Below are 25,047 nucleotides of genomic sequence, written 5' to 3' on the forward strand. Positions count from 1 at the left end.
GTAGATTTATAAAAACGAATTTGCATTTGCAAGAACTATTTGAAAAGAGCAAAACATGAACAATTACACCCGAATTAACCTATCTCCATTAGCTTCTTTCCACGCTGAATTATTATTATCGAACTCATTAAATTTCTTTAACTTTTTGATTGATCGCTACTTACCACCGTTACAGAGGCGAACTGCATCAGAAGAGCTTTTTCCATTCGCTTGAATCTCTTTGACACATTCGATGAAGACTTTTGATTCTTGTTTTACAGAGCATAAACTGAAAGCGATTGCAACAAGTGCAACAGCAGAAACTACATTAGAACCTAGTTGAACAATGCCATAGGCAAACATCGCTTTTCCTTTTCCACGACATTTTTGATTGCTTGTTTTATGTTCTTCAGCCATTTTTGAGAGATTATTTCTTTTAATCTAATTGATTTACTTATCAAAAAAGTTTACAAGCAGTAGAGGATACCGTTCTAATTACCTTTTTAAGTTTTGTTTTTTCACATTCAAAATAATTACAAAAAAACCGCCTCATTGTTAATAAGACGGTCTTTTTGGAGATCAGGCGCAAGTGTTTCCTTGTTTCCACTGCGGAGGATCTCTCTCCTCACTTTTTTACTATTACGTATTTTATGGGCACCTCAAGTGCTAACAGGTTAGTTTCCCAACTGTCACATGTGACACTTTGAAAGTTTGTGATTAAAAAAACACCCTTCTTAAAGGAAGTTGGGTGGTTTTTTTAACAGAACAGTTCTGAGGAGTTGTCTTTTCAAATCATTTTTACTGTTATTAGGAGTTTTTGTAACTACTTAAAAACAAAATGACTCAGAACATTAGGCGGAATTGATTTTTGATCTGCAAGATTGGCTAGTCTTCTGCATTTTCAAACTGTTTGGCTAATCTAAAACCTTTTCTAAGAATTAAATATATTCCATATAAACCAGCAATTAAAGGAAGAACTATTAGAGGGTTAGGACTGTAGTTGGAATAATCTTTTACACCATCAACATATTCGATACCCGAGCATTTTAAGTATAGAAAACTCGTAAAGATAATACCCCAGCCAATGATTGAGAGAATCCCTCCTTTTTTGTCACCTTCGTAAAATCTATCTAAACCCCATCCCCAACCAATAGCAAGGATCACTCCTCTTGTGACAGCATTTTTTTCTTGCTTACGTAGCATTTCTTTTGTTGGAATGTGTTCGGAATGAACATAACTGAATTATTGTTGTTTTGCATGCACTCATTCAAAAGATACTTATTCCTGTAAACATTTTGATATTGTTTGTATAGAAAATAAGTATGAAATAAAGTGAGGTAACATTTCCAGACAAGCAAAAAGTAGAGATTTATAGAGAAATCGATCAAATAAATCTATCTGTGCCCTATTGAGTTGGTTTGGATTTCTTATGGCTATGTTGACTTATCTTATTTTACAGGGGTGGTCGACTTCAAAAAAAAAAGATAAATTGGTTCAATAGCTTATTACTTTTGACAGTTGCACAACAGACTGATTTGCAGTTAAGCCGAAGGCTTCAGAAAGATAGTATAACCATCTCAGGAAAGGTTATTTTTATAAATCCTTTTCTATATTGGCGACGCTTTGACAACAATACTGATAGATGGTTAAGGGAGCCTGGCCAGCTAGGAGAAGAGCAAATCCATCTCAATAGAGCGCGTTTTTATCCTGAAGTAGATTGGACTTTTCTGAAAGACGAAGAACGGATGATTAAAGACGCTGCAGTTGAAATGTTTTTAAAAACGCTTGAATTAATTGGTACTTTTCATCCTCAGCTTACTGCGGGGCAATTGCTAGAAGTTGAAAGAAAAATGGCAGTTACTAAAAAAAAGTCTTTTGAACGTTGGGTAGAGAAATCTTTTAGAAAGAAAATTAATCAAGCTTCAAGAGAGCGTAATAGGTTTGCTAGAGAGCGTTTTGTAAGAGGTTGGCGAGAATGGTTAACTCTTGAAACTACTCATCAAGCTTTTCTTCCATTCGCGACAATAATTGTGATGTCAATCTTTGGTGGTTGGTCCATAGGTATTTCTAATAATAGTTGTACTCCTTACTTTCCAACGTCAGAAACAGGTATTCTTAAATAGCTTTTGTTAAGCCATTATGGCTAAAGATCAATTAAGGGATTTCCATTTATTTGCAATGGAATCTGTATTGCCTTTTGGCATGGGCATTGTTAATAATGCTAAAAATGGTGGATTTCAAAAAATAATGGATGTATTAAAATCGAAAGATCCATTTTTAGAATTCCAAGTTGATGGCAAAACTTCTGCAAAGACAGTAAGGGATAAGATTGATCAATTGATTCCTGGTTTAGGCTATCCAGTTGTTTCTGTTGATGTAACTGTTGAAGAGAATTCTTCTGATTATGAAAGCAATGATCAAGATTCTTTAGTTTCAACTTTAAATAGAATTGATAATGAATTAGATCTATTGAGGCATTATATTAGTAATGACTCAAAAAATTTAGATGATGAATAATTCTTGAATTATAATAATGAAGAAAAAAGAAAATTTATATCTCAGTTCTAAAAAGCATGTGGGTGCTTTTAATCAACCCTTGATTTTCTTTTTGTTTACTTGCTTAATTTTTTTCGTAACAGGTGCTCGTCTATTTTGGATCCAAATAATTAATGGCTCTTACTATAAAAAACTTTCAGAAGAAAATAGAATTAAGCTAATTTCTAACCCACCAATAAGAGGGAGGCTATTAGATCGTAATGGTGTAATTCTTGCCGATAATAAACTTTTTTATTCTTTATCTGTTCAACCTAGACTGTTAACTACTGTTGAATGGATTGATCTAAGGGATGCTTTATCTGATCTGTTGAATGTTTCTGCAAGTCAATTAGAGATTGCATTTAACAAAAGTAATTCCGAGACGCCTTATAAAAAAGTATTGTTGAGTGATTTATCCGTTGAGCAAGTTATCAGATTTAAAGAACAAGAGAGTAAATTGTATGGTGCTCAGATTGATATTGGTTTAGTTAGAAATTATCCTTATAAGTCTTTAGCCGCTCATGCTTTAGGTTATACACAATTGATAACTCAAGATGAGTTTTCGGAGCTTTCACAAAGAGGTTATAAATTTTCCGATCGAATTGGACGAAAAGGTATTGAAGCTGCTTTTGAACCTGAATTGAGAGGTAAATGGGGCGGAGAAATGCTTGAGGTTGATGCAATAGGTACGGTTCAACGGAGTCTAGGGTTAAAGCTTCCTAAAGCTGGCAAGGATATCAAATTGACTCTTGATCTAGAGCTTCAACGGACTGCCGAAAAAGTTTTGTCCGATAAAGTCGGAGGAGCAATAGTAGCGCTTGATCCACGTACCGGTGCAATTAGAGCAATTGCTAGTCAACCTACTTTTGATCTGAATTTTTTTTCTCAGCCTTTTACTAGTCAACAATATGACAACTTTTTTTTGTCATCGAACCGTCCTCTTTTGAGTAGAGCATTTAATGCATACGATCCAGGAAGTACATGGAAGCCCGTAACGGCTATTGCCGGCATGGAAAGTGGTAAATTCCCTTCTAGTCAAAAATTAAATACCGTTCCTTGTATTAAATATGGTAGTCATTGTTTTCCAGAATATAACAAGAGAGGTTTTGGGTGGATAGGATATGAGGATGCATTTAGAGTTTCGAGCAATACTTTTTTTTATCAAGTAGGTGTCGGGGTTGGACCCTCGGCTTTATATGATGCAGCGATTAAACTTGGCTTCGATAATTATACTGGCATAGAAACTCTAATTGATGAAAATAAGGGCTTAGTAGGGAATAAGGAATGGGCTGATAAAGGTCGTGGCTGGGGAAAGCCTGGAGAAACTCCCTGGATCGTAGAGGATATGGCTAGTGCATCCATTGGTCAATCGGTTGTTCTGGTTACTCCATTGCAATTAGCACGAGCATATGCGTCTTTTGCAAATGGTGGTTATTTGATTACTCCTCATTTGGTTGATGGCAATATTAATTGGAGATCAGAAAAATATTTCCAAAAAGTAGATATTCAAGATACAACTTTTGAGACAATCCGTCGTGGACTTCGAAAAGTAGTAACTAGTGGTACTGCTATTGGAATAAATATAGATCCCTCTATAATCCCTCCAGTCGCTGGTAAAACTGGAACAGCTGAAGATAGCAGTGGAGGTGAAGATCATGCATGGTTTGCTGGCTTTGCACCTTATGACTCTGGGAAAATAGTCATAGTTGCATTTGCTCAGAATACTCCTGGTGGTGGTTCAGTCCACGCTTTACCTATGGCAAAAAAAATGTTTCAGACATGGTATGAATTAAATTCTAATGAGCAATTGATTAGTGTTGGAGAAGAGTTAGAGAGTTAATTAGAATGATTTAGTTTTAGTAGTTGAGTTATAATTGCTTTAATTGATGTATCTTCAGCAATTTTTGACTTGTTCGTAGCTAACTGACGACCTAAAACCAAAGCTCCAAGATGGGTTAGCTGAATTCGCATCGAAAGCAATAACTCCATACACCCTCCTCCCGAAAAACTTGCAATTGCAATGGGACGTTCGTTAAATAAACTTCGAAAATCTTTTCCTTGCACAGAAAGCCAAGCTATTGCATTTGTAAGAATTGGAGGAATTGAACCATTATATTCTGGAGCACAAATGATCCAATGTGAATGGCTTTCCATTTGAGCATTGATCAAATGAAGATTATCTGGTGCTTTCTCTTTTGAATTGTGACGTGGATTAAATATTGGTAAATCATTTTGTGATTCTGTCAAATCAAGTAATTCGCATGAGTAATTTAGTTCCTTGCCTGCGAGTAAAAATCTTTTGGCTAATTTCAGATTTTCACCATTGCTTGCAGCTATAATAAGAAGCTTTTTATTAGACATTGTGAATTAGGAAGGAAGTATAAATAAATGGATCAAGTCGTTTTTGTAATGGATCTAGTAGTTCGCTCCGGTTTTTCGATGATGAACTGCTGTTACTCCATCTTTTTTAAGGACTTTTCCATGTTTAATCTCAGCATATATCAGCCAATGATCTCCACACTCCATTCGTTGACTAACTGTACCCTCCAGCCAAGCTAAAGCTTCGTTTAACAAAGGTTGATTGTTTGGACTTAATTTGATCTCAAGATTGTTAAATCTATTATCTCCAGGTTTGAATGATTGGAGAAATTGTTTAAGGAGGCTTTGATAATTGTTTTGCTCTAAGATATTCAAAGCAAAATTATCACCAGTATGAAGTAAGTTTTCTACAGCTCTTTCTTTGGCCACTGCAATCGTAATACCAGGGGGAGAAAAGCTTGCTTGACTTACCCAGCTTGCAACCATTGCTCCGCTAATTTGATTACCTTCATCTCCTTTTTGAGCAGTCAATATACATAGTGATCCTACGACTCTTCCAAGTGCATTAATTGTTGGATCACTTTTACTTGTATTTAATCCAACATTAGCCTTTCTTTGTTGACGTAATTTCGTATTAATTAATTGTTTACCAAATTGGATACCTGTTTCCTCAAGTTTTTTAATCATTAATGGATCAGGACTAAATTTGATTTTTATGGGTTCAAATCCAAATTTAAAGCCCCCATCTTTTAATTTTTTTTCAAGTAAATCAAGAGCCTCTCCACTCCACCCATAACTTCCAAATACTCCAGCCGGCTTGTCTCTGTCTCCCTCAGCTAAAAGCGTACCTAGTGCTGAAACAATAGGGGTGGGTGCATGTCCTCCTAAAGTTGGTGATCCAATTAGATATCCATCGGCTTTGCGAATTTCATTGATTAAACTATTTGAAGCGGTGAATTCACAATTAATAATCTTAACTTTGACTCCGGTTTTACTAATTCCTCTAGCGATGGCATCAGCAATAGCTGCAGTGTTTCCATATGCACTAGCAAATAATAAAGCAACTCTTAAGTTGTTGTATTTTTGGCTTTCTCCCCAACTTTGGTAGTTGTTTAATAAACTTCTCCAACTACCGCTGATTGCAGGTCCATGCCCAGGGGCTATCGTATCAATCTCAAAATCTTCGAATTTTTCGATAATACTATTAACTTGAGTAGACATAGGTGCCATTAAACAATCGAAATAATGTCTTCTTTCTTCTTCCGTACTAATACTGTTTAATTCAGCCCATTTTTCTTCATATAAATGCGCACCAAATAATTTGTCACTCATCAATAAACCAGTTTCCTTTTCAAAAACAATTAGTCCACCAGGCCAACGTGCTGTTGGCGCGGGAATGAGAGTAATCTCAAAGTTATTATCTAGTTTAAAAGTTTCCAGTTGTCTAATGATTTGTATATTTGGAAGGATTGCAACTCTCTCCGATGCTTCTTTTGGATTTGTATCTTTAGATGGTTTTCGTAAATTCCAAATTTCCCTGAATAATTTTGCTCCGGGATTAGAACAAATAACCGTTAAATTTTTATACTTCACATTCATTCGTTTTACAAACGCTACTTTATTGGGGTTGATATGACCCATAACTAACTTTATTTCAACTGAATCTCTGCTAATTATTGTCTCAAACTCTTCTAAGAATTCTTTTTCAAATGTTAAACCAGGAGGGTGAACAAGAATATATTCTTGTGATTTAGAATCTTCATTTTGATCAGATTTAAATAAAAAAGTATTTGTGCAACTACCTTTTTCAAGAGAATATTCAACTTCAAATCTAGTTCGTTTTGGATTTAGGCTTCTTAAACAAATTAAGTTCTGCTCAATAGGAATCTGGATCGTCTTTTTTATGAAAGTATTTAACTTTGGTGAAGAAATATTCTCTACTGCCATTGTTAATAATTACTACCAACTCTTCTATGATGAACAGCTGTTTTACTTTGAGTATTTGATAAATTACCTTTCTCAACTGATGAATAGATTATCCAATGGTCTGTTGTCTCCATTCTTTGAATAACTTTACATGAAAGGAAAGCTAACGCATCAGATAGAACCGGTCCTCCAGCCGCAAGATCATTCATTAATTCAACTCCTTCAAATCGATTAGCACCTGGTGGAAAACGTTTTAAAAAATGTCTGAAGAGGTGCAGATAATTATTTTCTTGAAGAATATTTAAAACAAAACGATTATTGACTTGTAATAATGACTCAATGGCTCTGTCTTTAGCTACTGCCACGGTGATTCCAGGGGGTTCAAAACTTGCTTGACTGACCCAGCTTGCAACCATCGCACCGTCTCGACTGTCCGCACCTGAATTCTCTTTAGCCGTAACAATGTAGAGCCCACCGCTTAAACAGCCAAGCGCTTTGTTTAATTCTCCATCAAGGCTTTTTGTAGCAGCTAAATTTTTCTTTCTAGTAAGAATTTGACCTAAATCTGTACCAGCTTCTTCAAATTGTTGATAAACAGTTTTATTTGGTTCGTCACGAACTCGAAGTGGTTTAAATGCTTCTTTTTGTCCAAGCTTTCTTAATTGGTTACTAATAAAGTCAATTGGCTCTTCATTTCCGCCATAAGAATCATAAGTTGCTACCCACTGCTTTTGTTTTAATGACGCAAGTAATGTCCCAATATTACTTTGCAATTCTGAATCAGATTTGATTGGCCATGTTGGTACAACAACTGCGCTTGCATCAGTAATTAGAGCACTTAATTCTTGAGTGTCTGAAGCAATAAGATCAACTAATTGAACTTGAGCATTTGCCTTGCCTATGCCATGAGCAATTGCTTGACTAAGCCGATCGCAAAAACCATATTGGCTCAGATAACAAACCACGGCATAGTTCTCTCCTTTACTTCTTTGCTTACTCCATTCTCTATAATTATTTAGCCATAACTGCGTATTAAAATTAAGGATTGGTCCATGTCCAACAGCAATAGTCTGCACGGTTGGCAATGCATCAATTTTTTTTAATGCTTGAACTACGCTGCGGGCATTAGGACCCATAAGGCAGTCGTAATAAAATCGGAAATCTTCATTTAATAGATTTGGATTTTCGTCGTATAATTTTTCTGAACAGTAATGCAAACCAAACGCGTCACAAGTATATAAAATTTGAGTACCGTGATCAAAAGAAAAAATAGTATCGGGCCAGTGTAGATTTGGCGCACTAATAAATTCAATTTTGTGCTCGACTCCACTGATTATATTAATTTCTAGATTTAGCTCCTCACCACTTTTGACTGCTCTTGACCTAAAAGGTTGATGGATTTGCGCTTCTAGAAATTTTATAGCTACTTTAGATGCGACGATTTCAATATTTGGGTTTAATTCAATTAAGTATTTAATTAGTCCAGAATGATCTGGCTCTGTGTGACTGACTATTAAATAATCAATTTCTGTTGGATTGATTTCTTGTTTAAGTTTTTCAAACCAAATATCCTTAAATTTTAAATGGCTTGTATCTACAAGTGCAGTTTTTTTGCCTCTTATTAAAAAACTATTGTAGGTAGTTCCATTTCTAAGGCCAAATTCAATATCAAACCTGCTCCGATCCCAATCCAACGATCTTAAAGCGTGTGTATCTTCAGCAATTTTTTCATATTGAAGTGATAGTCTAGGAGTAGCCTTTTTCTGATTTTCTAAAGCTGTCGATTCAGTAAAAATCATGTTCTTAAAGTTATTAATCAGAGAGAGCTAGAAAGCTGCAACAAATTAGATTGCTGAGTGAAAATACCTAGATCATTTTTTACCATAATAGGATATTGAGGTTTGTACGTGTGATACTGCTTCCCGTAAATATTATTTGTTTGCAATAGGTGTGGATCTCGACGGATTTTTTTGAATATTTTCTCTTTCGAAGTCTCATGGGTTTCCATTTTGTTATTGTTTAAGGGCAAGTTGAGCCAATCTGACCATTTTTGTGATTGTTTTCAAAAACCTTTGTAGAAATAATTTTTAGTTATGAAAAAAAATTCTTCCACCTTAATGAATCCTCCATCTCTCTCAGGAGATGAAATAAGAGAAGCTTTTATAAACTTTTTTACCAAACATAATCATAAGAAACTTGCAAGTTCTTCTTTAATTCCAGATGATCCGACTGTTTTATTGACAATTGCGGGGATGTTACCTTTTAAGCCTATATTCTTAGGATTGAAAGAATCTCCTACTCCTAGAGCAACATCCAGTCAAAAATGTATTAGAACAAATGATATTGAAAATGTAGGGAGAACAGCTAGGCATCATACTTTTTTTGAGATGCTCGGTAATTTTTCTTTTGGTGATTACTTTAAAAAAGAGGCAATTCAATGGGCGTGGGAATTAACTACTGACGTTTTTCGACTCAATCCAAAGAATATAGTCATTAGCGTTTTTGAAGAAGACTTAGAAGCAGAGCAAATATGGAAAGAAGTTGAAGGGGTTGATGCAAAGAGAATCATCAGAATGGGTGCTTCGGATAATTTTTGGTCATCTGGAGCTACAGGACCTTGTGGTCCATGTTCAGAACTGTATTTTGATTTTAAACCCGAATTAGGAAGTGATGGTATAGATCTTGAAGACGATAGTCGATTTATAGAATTTTATAATTTGGTTTTTATGCAATACAACCGAGACTTAAAGGGCACTCTTGAACCATTGGCGAATTGTCATATTGATACAGGAATGGGCTTAGAAAGAATGGCTCAAATTTTGCAAAAAAAATCTAATAACTATGAAACGGATCTTATTTTTCCTCTCATTGAGTCAGCGGCTTTATTAGCTAAAATTAATTATGAAACTACAATTAAAAAAAATCAAACATCATTAAAAATTATTGGAGATCATTGCAGAGCTGTCACTCATTTAATTTGTGATGGTGTAACTGCCAGTAATCTTGGGCGAGGCTATATTCTTCGTCGTCTCATACGTCGTATGATTCGACATGGTCGACTCATAGGGATTAATCAGTCGTTTTTACCTCAGCTAGCTGAAGTTGCAATTGAGCTGATGAAAAATGCTTATCCTCAATTACTGGAGAAAAAGAAAATTATTCTTAATGAGTTAAAAATAGAAGAATCTCGTTTCCTTGAAACTCTTGAACGGGGAGAAAAACTTTTAGCAGAGATTACAGCTCATGAATGTGATCTTATCTCTGGTTCTCAGGCATTTGAGCTTTATGACACTTATGGTTTTCCTTTAGAATTAACAGAAGAGATCGCGAATGAAAAAGGCATTTCTGTTGATATTAATGGCTTTGAAGTGGAAATGGAGAAGCAACGCAAACGTGCAAAAGCAGCTTCTGTCAGTATTGATTTAACTGAAGAAGGTTCAATTGAAAGAGAAATTGCTTTGTTTGATGAAACAATATTTGATGGCTATGAAAAGTTACAAACCACTTCTATCGTGATAGGCATTTTTAAAAATAATGAATTAATCAAACAAGCTTTTGAGGGTGATTTAGTTAAGATTATTGTAAATAGAACGCCTTTTTATGCTGAGTCAGGTGGACAAATTGGAGATAATGGCTTAATAACATCTCAAGATCTAGAGGTGTCTATAGAAAACGTTAGAAAAAAGAAGAATATTTTTATTCATTCTGGAAGGATTAAAACAGGAGTTCTAACAGTTAATTCATCTGTTCAGATGAATGTGACTCCATCTTTTCGTCAACGAACTACATCAAATCATACAGCTACACATCTATTACAATCAGCTTTAAAGTTATCGATTGACTCAAGTGTAAGTCAAAGAGGTTCGTTAGTTTCAAATGATCGATTGAGATTTGATTTTAATGCTCCAAAACCTCTAACAAACAAAGAACTTAATGATATGGAAGTACTGATAAATCAATGGATTAATGAAGATCATCCAATTCAAATTAAAACAATGCCAATTAAGGAGGCTATGGCTGCTGGTGCCTTGGCAATGTTTGGTGAGAAATATGGTGATGTGGTACGTGTCGTGGATGTTCCAGGTGTTTCTATGGAGTTATGTGGAGGAACCCATGTAACTCGCACGTCACAACTAGGTACGTTTAAAATTATTAATGAGACAGGTATTGCTTCAGGTATTAGACGAATAGAGGCTATGGCTGGTCCATCAGTTTTAGATTATTTTAACGAACGTGATTTGGTAGTTAAGGAGTTAAGTAAATCATTCAAGGTGCAATCATATGAAATTGTTGAGAGAGTTTCATCTCTTCAACTGGAATTGAAAGATAAAACAAAAGAACTTATCAAACTTAAGAATGAACTCGCATTAGTGAAGGCATTGAGTTTGGCTAGTTATGCAAAATGTGTTGGTAAGAGTAAATTATTAATCAGACGTTTAGATGGGGTCGACGGATCTGGATTGCAATCTGCGGCTTCAAGTTTGATAGATCATTTAGGCAAGTACTCTGCTGTTGTTTTTGGAGGTATTCCAAATCAGGAGATCGATAATAAATTAGTGTTTGTTGCTGCATTTTCTACTGATTTAGTTTTAGATGGTTTTCATGCAGGCAAATTTATCAGTGGGGTTGCAAAAATGTGTGGTGGTGGTGGCGGTGGTCGTCCAAATCTCGCTCAAGCTGGCGGTAGTCAACCTCAATCGTTGGATCTAGCTTTAGAAAAAGCTAATGAGGATTTGACTCAACAATTGTCTTAATTTAGCTCTGTAGGTAAGTACTTTGACGGAGACTTACCTCCACATGCTCTATTAATTTTTGTGCATCCTGGATTTTGAGATGTCCGCCTTGAATAGCTGATTCGCTTGATTTTCGTAATCGCTCTAATAATATTTCTGGATCATGTTCCAAATATTCAAGAACATTTGATTTTGAATTTCCACGAATGACATGCTCAACTTTGTATGTTCCTTTTTCTGTGAATCTTATATGGACTGCATTCGTACTCCCAAATAAATTATGTAGATTTCCCATTACTTCTTGATAGGCGCCACCTAAGAAAAGACCAATTAAATATTTTTCGTCTTGATTAAATTCATGAAGAGGTAGCAAATTTTTAATTTTTCCATTGTCAATAAATTGATCAAGCTTTCCATCTGAATCGCATGTTAAATCTGCAAAGTGACCAAGTTTGTTCGGTTCTTTGTTAAGCCGATGGATTGGCATAATTGGAAAAACTTGATCAATGGCCCAAGTATCTGGAGCGGATCTAAATACGGAAAGATTTGCGTAATATGTTATGGCTAAACTTTCACTTAATTTTTTTAGTTCTGTAGGTAGAAGTATATTTTTTGGTAACTGATTAACAATTGTTTTTGCACAGGCCCATGTCAACTGTTCAGCTTTTGCACGTTCAACTAAATCTATATAACCGAGACGAAAAGCCGCTAGTGCATCTGCTTTAAATTTAAGAGAATCATTCCATGCTTCTTGTAGTTTGGCTAAATCTTCTTCTTGCTTAAGTTTTAGAGACTGTATATGGATTAATGTCTCACGTAAATTTCTGACAGAGAGACATTCTTTTTCGTCTTTTTTAGGAATGTCAGAAGGTAACGAATTTTTGCCTAAAATATTGAAGATTAAGATTGAAAAGTGACTAGCAATTGCTCTTCCACTTTCCGTAATCAAAGTAGGTAGTGGTATCTTTTTTGATTCACAACACTCTTTAATTGTTGCTACTACATCATTTGCGTAATTTTGAAGTGAGTAGTTAGTAGATGCTATAGAGGCTGTTTGACTTCCATCGTAATCAATACCTAAACCACCTCCAACATCTAAGTATCCCATAGGTGCCCCAAGATTAATTAATTCTGCATAAATTTGTCCTGCCTCTTGTAAGGCATCTTTTAAAACACCTATATCGTTAATTTGACTCCCTAGATGAAAATGTAAAAGCTTTAATTCATTGAGAAGTTTTGCTTCTTTTAACCTTTTGATTGCTTTCAATATTTCTGGAATTGAAAGTCCAAATTTCGACTTGTCACCAATCGAGCTACTCCATCTTCCACAGCTTTGACTAGATAACTTTGCTCTAATTCCTATGAGTGGAGATGCTCCGAGTAAATGACTGGATTTGATTATAAGATCAACATCATTTGCTTGTTCTATAACTACTATCGGTTGACGTCCAAGCTGACGTGCTAAAATAGCTGTTTCAATATAACGTTGATCTTTATAGCCATTACATATTAGTAAAGCTTTAGGATCCTCTAGTATTGATAAAGCAATTAGTAACTCTGGTTTGCTTCCAGCTTCTAAGCCAAAATTCCATTCGGAACCACAGGTGATTAATTCTTCAACTACGTGACGCTGTTGATTACATTTGATTGGAAATACACCTTGGTATTTTCCTTGATATTGATAGTTATTTATTGCTTTTTCAAAAGCTTTATGTAAGTTTTTTAAGCAGTCTTCGAGAATATCGTCAAATCTTATTAACAGAGGAAATTTTAGTTTTCGACTTTCGAGTTCATCTAATAGTTCCATCAAATCATGAGATTTGTTTTTGGAACCGTTAGGACAAATACCAATATTCCCGTTTTCATTGATTGTGAAATAACCCTTTCCCCAGCGATCAATTCCATAGAGGTCTGAGCTGTTTTGGATAGTCCATGACAGAGATTGATTAGTATTTTTCACAGCCATTTATGCGATAACAAAGTTGCCAAGTTTTGATCATTCACGATTAATACAATTAAATCTAAGAACAGTTTTATTAAGTGTCATGTTTTACTTGCCAAGAGGGTAGTTTTAGGAAGACTATGGCTTCATATTATTGAGTACCGCAATGACTTTGGAAAGAACTTTTGTTGCTATCAAGCCAGATGGTGTACAAAGAGGTTTAATAGGTGAGATTCTTGGTCGTTTTGAAACCAAAGGATTCAAATTAGTAGGCCTAAAGCAACTCACACCAAGCAAAGAACTTGCAGAAAAACACTACGGTGTACACAAAGATCGTCCTTTCTTTTCAGATTTAGTAGATTTCATAACAAGTGGTCCTGTTGTTGCAATGGTTTGGGAGGGTGAAGGAGTTATAGCAAGTGCGAGAAAATTGATTGGAGCAACAAAGCCTCTTGAGGCTGAACCTGGAACTATTAGAGGGGATTTAGCTGTGAATATAGGTCGTAATGTCATTCATGGCTCTGATGGTTCTGATACGGCCGTATTTGAAATTGATCTATGGTTCCAGAAAAATGAACTTGTTGATTGGACTCCATCAGATCAATTATGGAGAGTGGAATAAATTATTGGTTAACTTCACAATCTTTTGGTAAGTGGTTTTTAAAATCTGTCCCATCTGAATTGGGACAAAAAACTACTTTCCTCATTAGTTAAAGAGCTCGAGCAAATAGATTTTCCAAGTAATTCTGCAGTTATCGCCGCCAACAAAACTCCATTACGATGATGACCAGTAGCAAGCCAGAGGCCATTAATTGATGACATTCCCAGTAAAGGGCCTTCGTCTGGTGTGCACGGACGAAAACCCCACCATCTCTCCATATGAGGTAGTTGATTAAGTTCAGGAATAAGAGATTGAATTCCTTTTTGTAGCTCGCGTTGTCCTTTTGGAGTAAGTCCTTTTTGGAAGCCTGCCTCACGCTCACTGGTTGCCCCTACGATTATTAGGCCGTCATCTCTTGGAACTAAGTAAATGCCAGGTCCAAAAATAATCCTCTTTAGAATCTGTTTTGGTCCTTGAATAGATAACATCTGGCCTTTAATAGGAAAAATAGGGAGTGTTTTAAATATTTTTTTGCTCCAGGCTCCGCAGCAGAGAACTGCCTCTTCGCTTTTTAAATGATTGATATTTCCATTAATGTCTTTAATTTTGACTCCATGAAAAGTGTTTGAATCTTTCATGATTTCAATTACTTCAACTCCCTCTTGAAAGTGAACACCTAATTCAACACAAGCTTTTTCAAGTGCTCTCATTAAAAGTCTGCGATTATCGATTTGACCGTCCTGTCTAAAAAGTAAACCTAATTTCCATTTTTTTGAGAGTCCTGGAATTTCTTCAAGGAGCTCATTTCTGTTTAGCTTTTCACCAAATTTATATGTTGGGTAGGATTCACAGTCTTTTAGGTTTTCAAATGGGACAACAATCCCACAAGTTTTGAGTCCACACGACATTTTGCTATTTGACTCAATGCTTTCTATCCATTTCGGGTGTCTTTGAAGACTAGTTTGACCAAGACTTAAAAGCTCACCTTGAAGTCCCTCAGCGTGAGGGGCCAGCATTCCAGCAGCTACAAAGCCTGCTGCTTCACTTCTGCTTCTACTTAAAATTTCTACGCGTTTGCCTTTTTGAGCAAGTTCATGGGCTATTGCAAGACCCATTAATCCTCCTCCCAGAATTAACAATGGTTTTTCGTTTACTTCACCCATTACTTGGATTTGGAAAATGTTATTTTCAATGTTTTAGATTACGTTAGCTTCCATGACTGAGCTTTTCTTTCATAAGATTCATATATCTAGGTCAAATTAATGTCAGAATCCAATGTTTCTTGGGAAGTTGTAATCGGATTAGAGACGCATGTGCAGTTGGGAACTAAGAGCAAAATATTTACTAGTGCATCAACCAATTTTGGTGATGATCCAAATACTCATATTGACCCAGTGGTATGTGGCTTACCAGGCACTTTGCCAGTCCTCAATAAAAAGGTTCTGGAATATGCAGTAAAAGCAGCGATGGCTTTGAATTTAAATATTGCCTCACACAGTAAATTTGATAGAAAGCAATATTTTTATCCAGACTTACCAAAAAATTATCAAATATCTCAATTTGATGAACCTATTGCAGAAGATGGGTGGATAGAGGTTGAAGTAGCCGAAAAAGGCAAAGAAACTTATGTCAAAAAAATAGGTATTGAAAGATTACATATGGAGGAGGATGCTGGAAAACTTGTTCACGTAGGTAGTGATCAGTTGTCAGGCTCCACCCATTCATTGGTGGATTACAACAGAGCAGGTGTAGCACTAGCTGAAATAGTTAGTAAACCTGATTTAAGAACAGGTAGAGAGGCTGCGGAGTATGCAGCTGAAATTAGAAGAATTATGCGTTATCTAGGAGTATCTGATGGGAATATGCAGGAGGGTTCTTTGCGATGTGATGTGAATATTTCAGTTCGACCAACTGTTAATGATCCATTTGGTACAAAAGTAGAAATCAAAAATATGAATTCATTTTCAGCTATTCAAAAAGCTTGTGAATATGAAATTAAGCGGCAAATTAAAGCTTATGAATCTGGAGAAGAAGTAAAACAAGAAACGAGATTATGGGATGAAAGTAAGCAACTGACTAAAAGCATGAGATCAAAAGAAGGTAGTAGCGATTATCGTTATTTTCCTGATCCTGATTTAGGTCCGATTGAAGTAAGTTATGCATTAAAAGAAAAATGGCGCTCTGAATTACCAGAATTGCCAGCTGCAAAAAGGAATAGATATGCAGCAGATCTTGGCCTTTCTATTTATGATGCACGAGTTTTGACTGACGAATCTTCAATGGCTAAATATTTTGAAAAAGTTGTTAATGAAGGTGGAGCACCAAAATCTTCAGCAAATTGGATAACTGGAGATCTAGCAGCATTTGTTAAATCTAATAAATCATCATTTGATCAATTATCGTTTAAGCCAAATGAATTAGCAGAAATGTTGCAAATGATTGATGCAGGAGAAATAAGTGGAAAAATTGCTAAAGAAATTTTGCCTGAACTATTACTTAAAGGTGGTTCTCCAAAGCAATTAGTCCAAGAACGTGGTTTAGGTATGATTGGTGATCCGAAAGTTATTGAGGAAATTATTGATAAATTGATCCTTAATCATCCCAAAGAGGTTGAATCTTTTAGAGCTGGGAAGAAGAAATTGCTAGGGTTTTTTGTAGGTCAATTAATGAAGGAAACAAAAGGGAAAGCAGATCCAAAACTCGCTAATCAAATATTAAATAAAAAATTACAGGCCTAAAAATTATATAATTCTTTTAACTGCTTTTTCCATGTATCATCATTATTAGAATTTGTAATTATATAATCTGCGAATTGTTTTTTAAAAGAGTTGTCCCATAACGCATCAATTCTTTGATTTGCTTCGTCAAAACTTAATTTATCTCTTGACTGAAGTCTTTCTAATTGAATAGTTCTAGGGCAATCTACATAACAAATTTCACTACATAAGTTTGTATAATTTTTTTCAAATAGAAGAGGAATAATCAAAATAACTACTGAATTTGATTTCAATTTTTCTAAGTCTTCTTCAATTCTTCTGTTAACAAATGGATGTATTATTTCTTCTAGCCATTTTTTTTCAGCATCATTTTGAAAAACTATTTTTGCTAATGCTTTTCGATTAATAATTTGATCATCTTTACTCGAATTTTGAATTATTTTATTTCCATATCTCAACAAAACTTTTTTGAATATTTGACTTTCAGCTCTTAATGCTTCATGAGCATATATGTCAGCGTCTAAAATAGGCCATTGCTTTGTTTGAAATAGAAAATCTCCAATGATTGTTTTTCCACTGGCGATACCTCCAGTGATTCCAATTCTTCTTTGCTTGCCTTTCCATCTAAGACAAAGTTTATTTGTTTGTTTTTGGTCAATCATTAATATTGATAGTAAGTGAAAAATGCTCTTCTGAATTTGAGTCTTTTGACATCTTCTGTATGGTCTCCAATATCTGGTGGTATTACTACCCCTGATGGTTTTTTGGCAGCTGGCATATCCGCAGGATTGAAGCCTTCTGGGAAGAAAGATCTTGCTTTGCTGTATGCACCTGATGGTGCTTGTTGTAGTGGGACATTTACTCAATCAGTGACTCGTGCTTATTGCGTGGATCTGTGTATTGATCGCATTAACGCATCTGAGGGAAAAATACGTGCTGTAGTTATCAATTCTGGACACGCAAATGCTTGCACAGGTAGTAGAGGTAAAATTGATAGTGAGATTATTACAAATGAGCTTGCTCAACGCCTGGGATTATCTAATGAAGAAGTTTTGATATGTTCTACGGGTGTAATTGGTGAGCCAATACCAGTAGAAAGAGTTAAAAGGCACTTGGATCACCTTGTAAGCAGTTTAAATAAGGAGGCATACCTGGATGCGGCGAATGCAATTTTGACAACCGATCTTGAAGTCAAGCAAATTGCGTATCAAGCAGTGTTGGGAGGAAGAAGAATATCTATTGGTGGAATGGCTAAAGGCTCTGGTATGATTCATCCTTCAATGGCAACAATGTTGAGCTATATTACTTGTGACGTAGGCGTAAATCATATTCTATGGTCGGATATGATAAAGCGAGTTGCAGAATCATCTTTTAATTCCATTACAGTTGATGGAGATACGAGTACAAATGACACTTTTTTAGCTTTTTCTTCTGGCCCAGAATTAGATTCAAAATATTTAGCAATACTTGAAGAGGGACTACATTTAACAGCCCAACATCTAGCCAAGGCAATAGCTAGAGATGGAGAAGGTTCTAATTGTTTGCTGGAGATAAAGGTTGAGGGTGCTCAAAGTGACTTAGACGCTCGTGTTATGGCTCGCGCAATTGCTTCATCTTCTTTAGTTAAAACTGCTATTCATGGTTCCGATCCTAATTGGGGAAGAATTATTGCTGCACTTGGTCGTGCAGGTATCTTTTTTAATATTAGTGAGGTCCAATTATGGATTGGACCTTATGAACTTTTTTCTAATGGAATACCTCTTGATTTTGATAGACAAATAGTTAGCAATTTTATGAAAGCAAGATTAAAAGGGAAATATTTGATTGATGATCTTATAAGTATTAGACTAAGGGTAGGAATAGGAAAAGGTTCTGGTACTGCTTGGGGGTGCGATTTGTCTGATCAATATGTACGTATTAATGCCGATTATACAACGTAAGCTGAGATCTATTGGTATAAAAGAGATTTAGGGCTGTCAGATTTGGTTGCTCACGCTTTGCTCACATATAATCCGCACATAGTTGTATTGATACAAAGTGATAGATTTCATTCCTCATAGCATAGCTAAAGAGCAGCGGCGTACGGGGGTAAGTGAGTGGTGGTTGTATGAATAATGCGAGTGAAGAAATTTGTGGTGGATATTTTGTGGTTAACCAAAACCAGTCATCTCAGTAAAGAGCGCTTTATTCTCTGCTGACTCAGCAAACCCTAGAAGCGCTTCATAGCGTGTTTCAAGTCCACTGCTAAGGTTACCTACCCAGTAGTTAAGTCCTTCGGTATCAGCGTCTCTACCAAGCACATTCTTATAGAGATTATTGACGTACGTCTCATCACTTACGTTGCTTCCATATTTTTCAGTGAATTCTGCAGAACCTAAGAATGATTGAGCTACAACTCGTCTAGTATTTTTCCCAGAACTAAATTGATCAATCCAGTACTTCAATCCATCAGCGTCAGGGAAGCGCGCAAATGCAGCGTTATAAAGACGGAACATTTCGCCTGAGTCAGTGTTTAAACCTGTGACTTGATCAAAGGTTCCTTTAATATCGGTAATAGCACTGATACCAGTTGTTTTGTCTGCGAATAGTAGCTTTGGTATCCCTGTGATGTCGTCATAACCAGAATCAGTTTTGATTTGATAGACACCATTGCCTTTGTTGTAGAACTTGTAGTCCCTAAAATTTCCGCTAAAGGATTTAGAAACGTCTACCTTTGATTCCTCTACCGTTTGATCGGTGAACTGAATGTATTCAATGTTCTTAAGTGTATCCGTTCCTTCATTTGCACCTATTCTTTGATCGGTAATTCTTAGAGAATTAGTTTCTCTGCTAAAAGAATAATTTGAAAATTTACCCGAATAAGCTGCAGTATCTGAACCTTCTCCACTATCAAGAACATCATTACCATCCTTTCCTTCTAAAATATCATTACCATTAAATCCATAAATATAATCATTATCAGAAGTTCCTTGAAGAAAATCATTTGATTGTGTACCTCTAACTTCCTTACCATTTATCTCAATATTTCTAAAGGATTTAATGAAAATATCTGAACGTCCACTATTGATTTCACCATCTAAATTACCAGTAGTACTGCCTGCAATAAGTATAGATCCATCATTTTTATTAGTAATACCATAAGCATACTCATTTCCTGAAGTACCAATTAACTTAGTCCATTTGTTATTTCCATCAGTGTCAAATTGACTGATAAATATATCCGGCGTTCTTGCTCCATATTCTGTTATTGCACCTACGCTATTATTAATTTCCTTATCTGTATTTCCATATGTAGTGCCTTTTACATATAAGAATCCATCACTACCTATTGAAATACTTTCAGCATAATCATCGCTTGTAGTACCAATAAAGCGTAACCATTTTTTATTTCCATCTGAGTCAAGTTTACTAATAAAAGCATTTTTCGAACCATTCCCTTGTTGATCATATATATCACCAGTGATGTAACCAACGATATACAAATTTCCATTGTTATCAGTGCAAATATCTTCTGCTCGATCATCACCTATAGAACCAATTAAACGTGTAAATATCTTATTTCCATTAGAGTCAAATTTAGTTATACAAATGTCTTTCTTCCCTTTATTACTAGTATCATAGACATATCCAGTATCATCTTTAAACGTTGCTAAACTCCCTTGGATATGATTTCCTTCTGTATCTCCAGCAATATATAAATATCCATCATTTCCTGCAGTAATGCTACTAGAACTTTCAGCACTTTCCTTTTCATATGATGCAATTAGACGTGTCCATTTCTTATTTCCTGCAATATCAAATTTAGTTACAAAAATATCTGTACTACCTCTGTTGATTTGACCATCTAAATCCTCCCTAGTGCCTCCAGTAATATATATATAGCCATCATTATCTATTGCAACATCATTGGCACTTTCACTTGCTAGTCTAGATTCTGATCCAATAAGTCGAGTCCAGTTTCTATTACCATTTGAATCGAACTTAGTAATAAAAGCATCTCCACTACCATTATTGATTTGATCATCTAAATTGCCACCAGTAGAACCAGTTATATATATAAATCCATGATTATCTATAGCCATACCATAAGCATTGTCTGCATTTCTATAACCACCAGAAGAAGTTATGAATTTGCTCCATATTTGATTTCCGTTTGAGTCAAATTTTCTTAAAAAGGCATCATTACTATTAATTAAATCTTCAAAAGTTCCCTCTGAGTAACCTGTTATATAAACAAATTCATTATTACCATCTATTGCTATATCTGTAGCTTGCTCGGTCTTTGATGAACCAATTAACTTAGTCCATATGTTGTCAAAAACATTGGTCATCTTTGAGATTTAATTTTTTACAGAACTGGGAAACTAGAAATACAATTCTTCTAGATTATATATCTCGACTAGATCTTTTATTCTCACTATCTTGATGGATGGATAATCCCATATCAAATGCTCTGACTTCCATTAGTTGCTTCTCTACCCAATCAAGAGTGTTGTGACTTGATTTCTTTGGGGTAGCAGGTTGTTGTTTCTTCTCTTTCATTAGTAGTTGTTAGGTAAGTATCAATAGGGATGATCCAGATCGTCATTCAGGGACGATAGAGATCATCATGATTGAAGAGTTAATAGTTAGTGGGGAGAGATAAAAGAAAGTACTCACAGGATGTCCATTAAGGGGACATCAGTAGAGGTAATTGTTGTCTTAGTTGTCTTTCCTCCTCCCTTATACGGGGCGGGTTAAAAATCTATCTTTCCCCCTTAAAGGGGTGGGATCGAAATATCTGTTGGTATGACAGGGGTATTGATGGGAGCGCTTTTATCTCCTCCCTTATACGGGACGGATCGCTCAGAACGTAGTCAGAGTAATGGATCTGAGGATTCAGTAATTGATGAGAGTGAAGCGCTCAAACAGATCCGATCCAGCGTAAATTTTCTTCTGCAGGACGAATGTTCCTACCTTTACCAAGGATCTCAGTCGACTCATCTGCTCTGTAATGGAAGTAGTGGTTCTGAATGTATTTCATACTCGTATCGGTATTAGCAGCGATCACAGGGACAGGTACACCTGCTTTAAGACGCATGGTGATATAGCTATGCCTGAAGCTATACCACGTAATACTCTTACCTGAATGAACGTCAACTTTCCTGAGGTTGTTGCTGTCATCTTTACCCCAGACTCCCAAGTCAGATTCCACTAAAACTTCAGCAAGACTATCTTTCCAGATGCGCTCGCTAAACGGTTGTGAGGTTTGTTGATTACAGAAAAGGAAGTCATCTGCTTTCTTGTGCTTAGATACCTTTCTCATCCCTTCTAGGTACCGTGCAATCGGTGCTGAGATTCTGTAGTAGCGTCCAGTTTTACTGTTCTCTGGTGGAACGTCGATCACTACCCATACCTTCCTTTCTTCTTTAGAGATACTGGTGTTTTCTGAGATGTGTTTCCATTTCATCTTGCGGAGCGCACCGGGTCTAATCCCTGTGTCCATAGAGATTCTCATTGCGTAGTAAATCAGGTTGCGATGAATGATCTGACGCTTACCTCGCTCTGATGTATGTCCAAAGATCGGTTGGGTTTTCCATGTACCATCGCTATCTTTTTCCATCGAGTTGTCTTCTCCAACTAATCGCGTTCTCCCTTTGATCCAGTAGTTGCGCGCACCACGCTCGAGTTGTTCCCATTCTTTGTTGGAGAGATCATCACGACGATGGGATTGATCTTTTGGGAGTTTGACTTTTGGTATGAGAGGTAAAGAATCTTCTGCAACGTATCCATTCGCTACCGCGACTTCTTTAAAAGCGCGCTTAAGCATCGATAGCTCTTGCATGATGGTTGTTTGTACAGGAGCGCTTTTACCCATGTAGAGCGCTTGCTCTTTCCTCCATACCTCATAACCATTGAAGGCATTGCGTCTGAAGGAATGTACTTGCTTCTTATCGTTGTTGAGATAGCGACGTAACCAGTTGATTTGATGAGAGATCAAACGAAAGCGATTCTGTGTAATTCCTTGATGAGGAATGGAACTGATCTTTCTTTTTTCTTGTGCAATGAACTGATCGCACATCTCCCCAAAGGTGATTGAGCGTATTGCTTCTCCCCGATCTGCTTTGCCTTTTAACTCGACGTATTTGGATATCCCAAGCATCCAAGCATCGTTTTGTCCTTTGATGGTTTGAGTGGGTTTCTTTCCATTACCATCTTTGAGAACAATCCTATGTCTCGTCTTTACCTCACGATCGTAGAAGTATAAGCACCATGTTCCATCCCTCTGCGCATCCCTGAAGACGTATGCGTTGGGATCGGCGGGAATATCTTTGCGATCGAGAATTCTTGTTGGTGTAGATAGACTCATTTGCTCACGCTTTGCTCACAGTGATATCGCAGGGAGCGAGATCTCACCATTCTAAACCATTTGCTCACAGCTTGCTCACGCAAGTGTAATATGAAAGATCTATTGCTATGACTGGAATCTATATATTATGTGCGCACTAATGCCGATTACACAACATAACTCTAAAATATAGTCATATCAATTGTTTTGAGTTCCTATCACTTTTAGGCACGCTTTTGGCACGTTGCATTTGAACCTATTTGTGATTTTTGATTGTTTATTTGTTACTCAAATCAGACTATGAGAATAATCTTCTTATTTCGAATCATAATAAGTTATTGATTTACTTACTCAAGAACGTTTTGGCAGTCAAAGGTAATAAAAAGAAAGAAGCACCTGCTAAAGATTTCACGGCAGTACTTTGGGCGAGTGCAGATAAACTACGTGCTCAGATGGATGCTGCTGAGTATAAGCATCTTGTTTTGGGATTGATTTTTCTCAAATATATTTCTGACACTTTTGTTGAACAGCAGCAAAAAGTTTTGAAAATTGTGAGTGATCCAGACTCGGATTATTACCTTGGTGATAACTCTTCAGACCACCAAGAGGCATTAGAAGATCGCGATTACTACACTCAAGAAAATGTTTTCTGGGTCCCTTCTGAAGCACGTTGGGAATCTATCAGAAATCAGGCAAAGCAACCAGATATTGGGCAACTTATCGATAAAGCATTGGTTGCGATTGAGAACGAAAATATAATTTTGCGATCTAAGTTAGATAAACGATTTGGTGCTGCTCAATTGGAACCAGGTCGAATGGGTGAATTGGTAGATCTGATTTCCACTATTGGGTTTGCTGAAGATAGACATTCCGGAGACGTATTGGGCGAGGTTTATGAATATTTCTTAGGTCAATTTGCCAGCGCTGAAGGCAAAAAGGGTGGGCAGTTTTATACACCTGCTCATGTCGTGAAAACTTTAGTTGCTGTCTTAGCACCAGATGGAGGTCGTGTTTATGACCCATGTTGTGGTTCAGGTGGAATGTTTGTTCAAAGTGAAAGATTTGTTGAGGCACATGGTGGAAGAAGAGATCAAATTTCCATCTTTGGACAAGAGAGCAATCCCACTACGTGGCGTTTGGCAACAATGAACCTAGCGATCCGTGGATTTGCTGCAAATCTTGGCGAAGGACCTGCTGATACCTTTGCTCGTGATCAACATCCTGATCAGAAATTTGATTACATACTTGCGAATCCTCCATTCAATATTTCTGATTGGGGCGGTGAAAAATACGAGAGTAATCCTCGTTGGGTTTATGGAAGACCACCCGTAGGAAATGCCAACTATGCATGGTTGCAACACATGCTTTGGAAACTTCGACCAGGTGGTCAAGCAGGTGTTGTACTTGCAAATGGATCAATGAGTTCCAACACCTCTGGTGAAGGAAAGATTCGTGAAGCGATGGTACGAGGTGATGTCGTTGAAGTAATGGTTGCTTTACCTGGACAGTTGTTCGTAAATACTCCGATTCCTGTTTGCTTATGGTTTTTGAGTAATGATAAAACTCAAAGAGGAAGAGATCGAAGAGGTGAAACTTTGTTCATCGATGGTCGGCAACTGGGCGTGATGGTCTCCAGAAAAGAAAAAGTTCTTACTGATGAAGATATCTTCAAAATTGCTGATACTGTTCATTCTTGGCGAAATGAAAAAGATTATCAGGATGTTGCTGGTTTCTGCTATAACGCAAATTTGGATGAGATTGAAAAAAATAGTTTTGTCCTGACTCCTGGGCGTTATGTAGGAGCACCAGAAGAAGAAGATGCTGGTGAACCTTTTGATGACAAGATGAAAAGACTTATTTCTTTATTCAAAGAACAGCAAATAGAGGGCGCGAAATTAGATCAGCAGATTGCTCAGAATTTGAAGAGGATTGGTTATCCTCTTTTTTCTGAAGAAATTTGATATAAA

At 36.4% G+C, this 25,047-nt stretch carries 19 protein-coding genes; 8 read left to right on the forward strand and 11 right to left on the reverse strand.

Annotation, left to right across the window (positions count from 1 at the left end; translation table 11 throughout):
- Positions 1–156: 156 nt before the first annotated feature.
- On the reverse strand, positions 157–396 hold the full coding sequence (locus tag AC6EI0_RS07865; RefSeq protein WP_498522027.1) for a hypothetical protein: 240 nt from the start codon (positions 394–396) through the stop codon (positions 157–159).
- A 468-nt stretch (positions 397–864) separates the two neighbouring features.
- Positions 865–1,182, reverse strand: a complete 318-nt coding sequence (locus tag AC6EI0_RS07870) for a hypothetical protein (protein ID WP_498522028.1) — start codon at positions 1,180–1,182, stop codon at positions 865–867.
- Between the two features lie 308 nt (positions 1,183–1,490).
- Here AC6EI0_RS07870 and AC6EI0_RS07875 point away from each other — a divergent pair, with 308 nt between their 5' ends.
- Genes AC6EI0_RS07875 through mrdA form a run of 3 tightly spaced genes read left to right on the forward strand, consistent with a single transcriptional unit; the run spans position 1,491 to position 4,354 of the window.
- The gene (locus AC6EI0_RS07875; RefSeq protein WP_498522029.1) at positions 1,491–2,102 is read left to right on the forward strand and encodes a DUF8672 family protein; all 612 of its coding nucleotides are present in this window, start codon (positions 1,491–1,493) and stop codon (positions 2,100–2,102) included.
- A 16-nt stretch (positions 2,103–2,118) separates the two neighbouring features.
- Entirely contained in the window at positions 2,119–2,496 is a 378-nt protein-coding gene (locus tag AC6EI0_RS07880) for a hypothetical protein (RefSeq protein WP_498522030.1), read from the forward strand.
- Positions 2,497–2,512: 16 nt separating this feature from the next.
- Positions 2,513–4,354, forward strand: a complete 1,842-nt coding sequence (gene mrdA / locus AC6EI0_RS07885) for a penicillin-binding protein 2 (protein WP_498522031.1) — start codon at positions 2,513–2,515, stop codon at positions 4,352–4,354.
- Here the strand turns inward: mrdA and AC6EI0_RS07890 are convergent.
- Genes AC6EI0_RS07890 through AC6EI0_RS07900 form a run of 3 tightly spaced genes read right to left on the reverse strand, consistent with a single transcriptional unit; the run spans position 4,351 to position 8,558 of the window.
- The gene (locus AC6EI0_RS07890; RefSeq protein WP_498522032.1) at positions 4,351–4,875 is read right to left on the reverse strand and encodes an NAD(P)H-dependent oxidoreductase; all 525 of its coding nucleotides are present in this window, start codon (positions 4,873–4,875) and stop codon (positions 4,351–4,353) included. The two genes, mrdA and AC6EI0_RS07890, sit on opposite strands and share 4 nt — an antisense overlap.
- Positions 4,876–4,929: 54 nt before the next feature.
- Positions 4,930–6,780: a flavin reductase gene (locus AC6EI0_RS07895; RefSeq protein WP_498522033.1), complete on the reverse strand. Its 1,851-nt coding sequence runs from the start codon at positions 6,778–6,780 to the stop codon at positions 4,930–4,932.
- Between the two features lie 2 nt (positions 6,781–6,782).
- On the reverse strand, positions 6,783–8,558 hold the full coding sequence (locus AC6EI0_RS07900) for a flavin reductase (protein WP_498522034.1): 1,776 nt from the start codon (positions 8,556–8,558) through the stop codon (positions 6,783–6,785).
- Positions 8,559–8,852: 294 nt separating this feature from the next.
- Between AC6EI0_RS07900 and alaS the strand changes: the two genes are divergently transcribed.
- Positions 8,853–11,513: an alanine--tRNA ligase gene (gene alaS / locus AC6EI0_RS07905; RefSeq protein ID WP_498522035.1), complete on the forward strand. Its 2,661-nt coding sequence runs from the start codon at positions 8,853–8,855 to the stop codon at positions 11,511–11,513.
- Position 11,514: 1 nt separating this feature from the next.
- On the opposite strand, the gene speA is transcribed toward alaS, so the two are convergent.
- Positions 11,515–13,458, reverse strand: a complete 1,944-nt coding sequence (gene speA / locus AC6EI0_RS07910) for a biosynthetic arginine decarboxylase (RefSeq protein WP_498522036.1) — start codon at positions 13,456–13,458, stop codon at positions 11,515–11,517.
- A 142-nt stretch (positions 13,459–13,600) separates the two neighbouring features.
- Between speA and ndk the strand changes: the two genes are divergently transcribed.
- On the forward strand, positions 13,601–14,056 hold the full coding sequence (gene ndk, locus AC6EI0_RS07915) for a nucleoside-diphosphate kinase (protein WP_498522037.1): 456 nt from the start codon (positions 13,601–13,603) through the stop codon (positions 14,054–14,056).
- A gap of 38 nt (positions 14,057–14,094) precedes the next feature.
- Here the strand turns inward: ndk and thiO are convergent, their stop codons facing one another.
- Positions 14,095–15,198, reverse strand: coding sequence for a glycine oxidase ThiO (thiO, locus tag AC6EI0_RS07920; protein ID WP_498522038.1), 1,104 nt, complete (start codon positions 15,196–15,198; stop codon positions 14,095–14,097).
- A 99-nt stretch (positions 15,199–15,297) separates the two neighbouring features.
- Here thiO and gatB point away from each other — a divergent pair, with 99 nt between their 5' ends.
- Positions 15,298–16,773: an Asp-tRNA(Asn)/Glu-tRNA(Gln) amidotransferase subunit GatB gene (gatB, locus tag AC6EI0_RS07925; protein ID WP_498522039.1), complete on the forward strand. Its 1,476-nt coding sequence runs from the start codon at positions 15,298–15,300 to the stop codon at positions 16,771–16,773.
- On the opposite strand, the gene coaE is transcribed toward gatB, so the two are convergent.
- Positions 16,770–17,414, reverse strand: coding sequence for a dephospho-CoA kinase (gene coaE, locus AC6EI0_RS07930; RefSeq protein WP_498522040.1), 645 nt, complete (start codon positions 17,412–17,414; stop codon positions 16,770–16,772). The two genes, gatB and coaE, sit on opposite strands and share 4 nt — an antisense overlap.
- 15 nt (positions 17,415–17,429) lie before the next feature.
- Between coaE and argJ the strand changes: the two genes are divergently transcribed.
- Positions 17,430–18,692 (forward strand): bifunctional glutamate N-acetyltransferase/amino-acid acetyltransferase ArgJ, encoded by a 1,263-nt coding sequence (gene argJ, locus AC6EI0_RS07935; RefSeq protein ID WP_498522041.1) that lies wholly within the window; start codon positions 17,430–17,432, stop codon positions 18,690–18,692.
- 210 nt (positions 18,693–18,902) lie between these two features.
- On the opposite strand, the gene AC6EI0_RS07940 is transcribed toward argJ, so the two are convergent.
- The 3 genes from AC6EI0_RS07940 to AC6EI0_RS07950 all read right to left on the reverse strand — a co-directional run bounded on the left by AC6EI0_RS07940 (position 18,903) and on the right by AC6EI0_RS07950 (position 23,101).
- The gene (locus tag AC6EI0_RS07940) at positions 18,903–21,083 is read right to left on the reverse strand and encodes a DUF4214 domain-containing protein (RefSeq protein WP_498522042.1); all 2,181 of its coding nucleotides are present in this window, start codon (positions 21,081–21,083) and stop codon (positions 18,903–18,905) included.
- Between the two features lie 55 nt (positions 21,084–21,138).
- Positions 21,139–21,294: a hypothetical protein gene (locus AC6EI0_RS07945; protein WP_498522043.1), complete on the reverse strand. Its 156-nt coding sequence runs from the start codon at positions 21,292–21,294 to the stop codon at positions 21,139–21,141.
- Positions 21,295–21,655: 361 nt separating this feature from the next.
- Positions 21,656–23,101 carry a site-specific integrase gene (locus AC6EI0_RS07950; protein ID WP_498522044.1) on the reverse strand — a complete coding sequence of 482 codons (1,446 nt, stop codon included), beginning with the start codon at positions 23,099–23,101 and terminating at the stop codon, positions 21,656–21,658.
- 317 nt (positions 23,102–23,418) lie between these two features.
- On the opposite strand from AC6EI0_RS07950, the gene AC6EI0_RS07955 reads away from it, so the two are divergent.
- Complete coding sequence (locus tag AC6EI0_RS07955; RefSeq protein ID WP_498522045.1) at positions 23,419–25,041, forward strand: class I SAM-dependent DNA methyltransferase; 1,623 nt, start codon at positions 23,419–23,421, stop codon at positions 25,039–25,041.
- Positions 25,042–25,047: the final 6 nt, after the last annotated feature.

The organism is Prochlorococcus sp. G5PB11 (genome assembly GCF_059772425.1).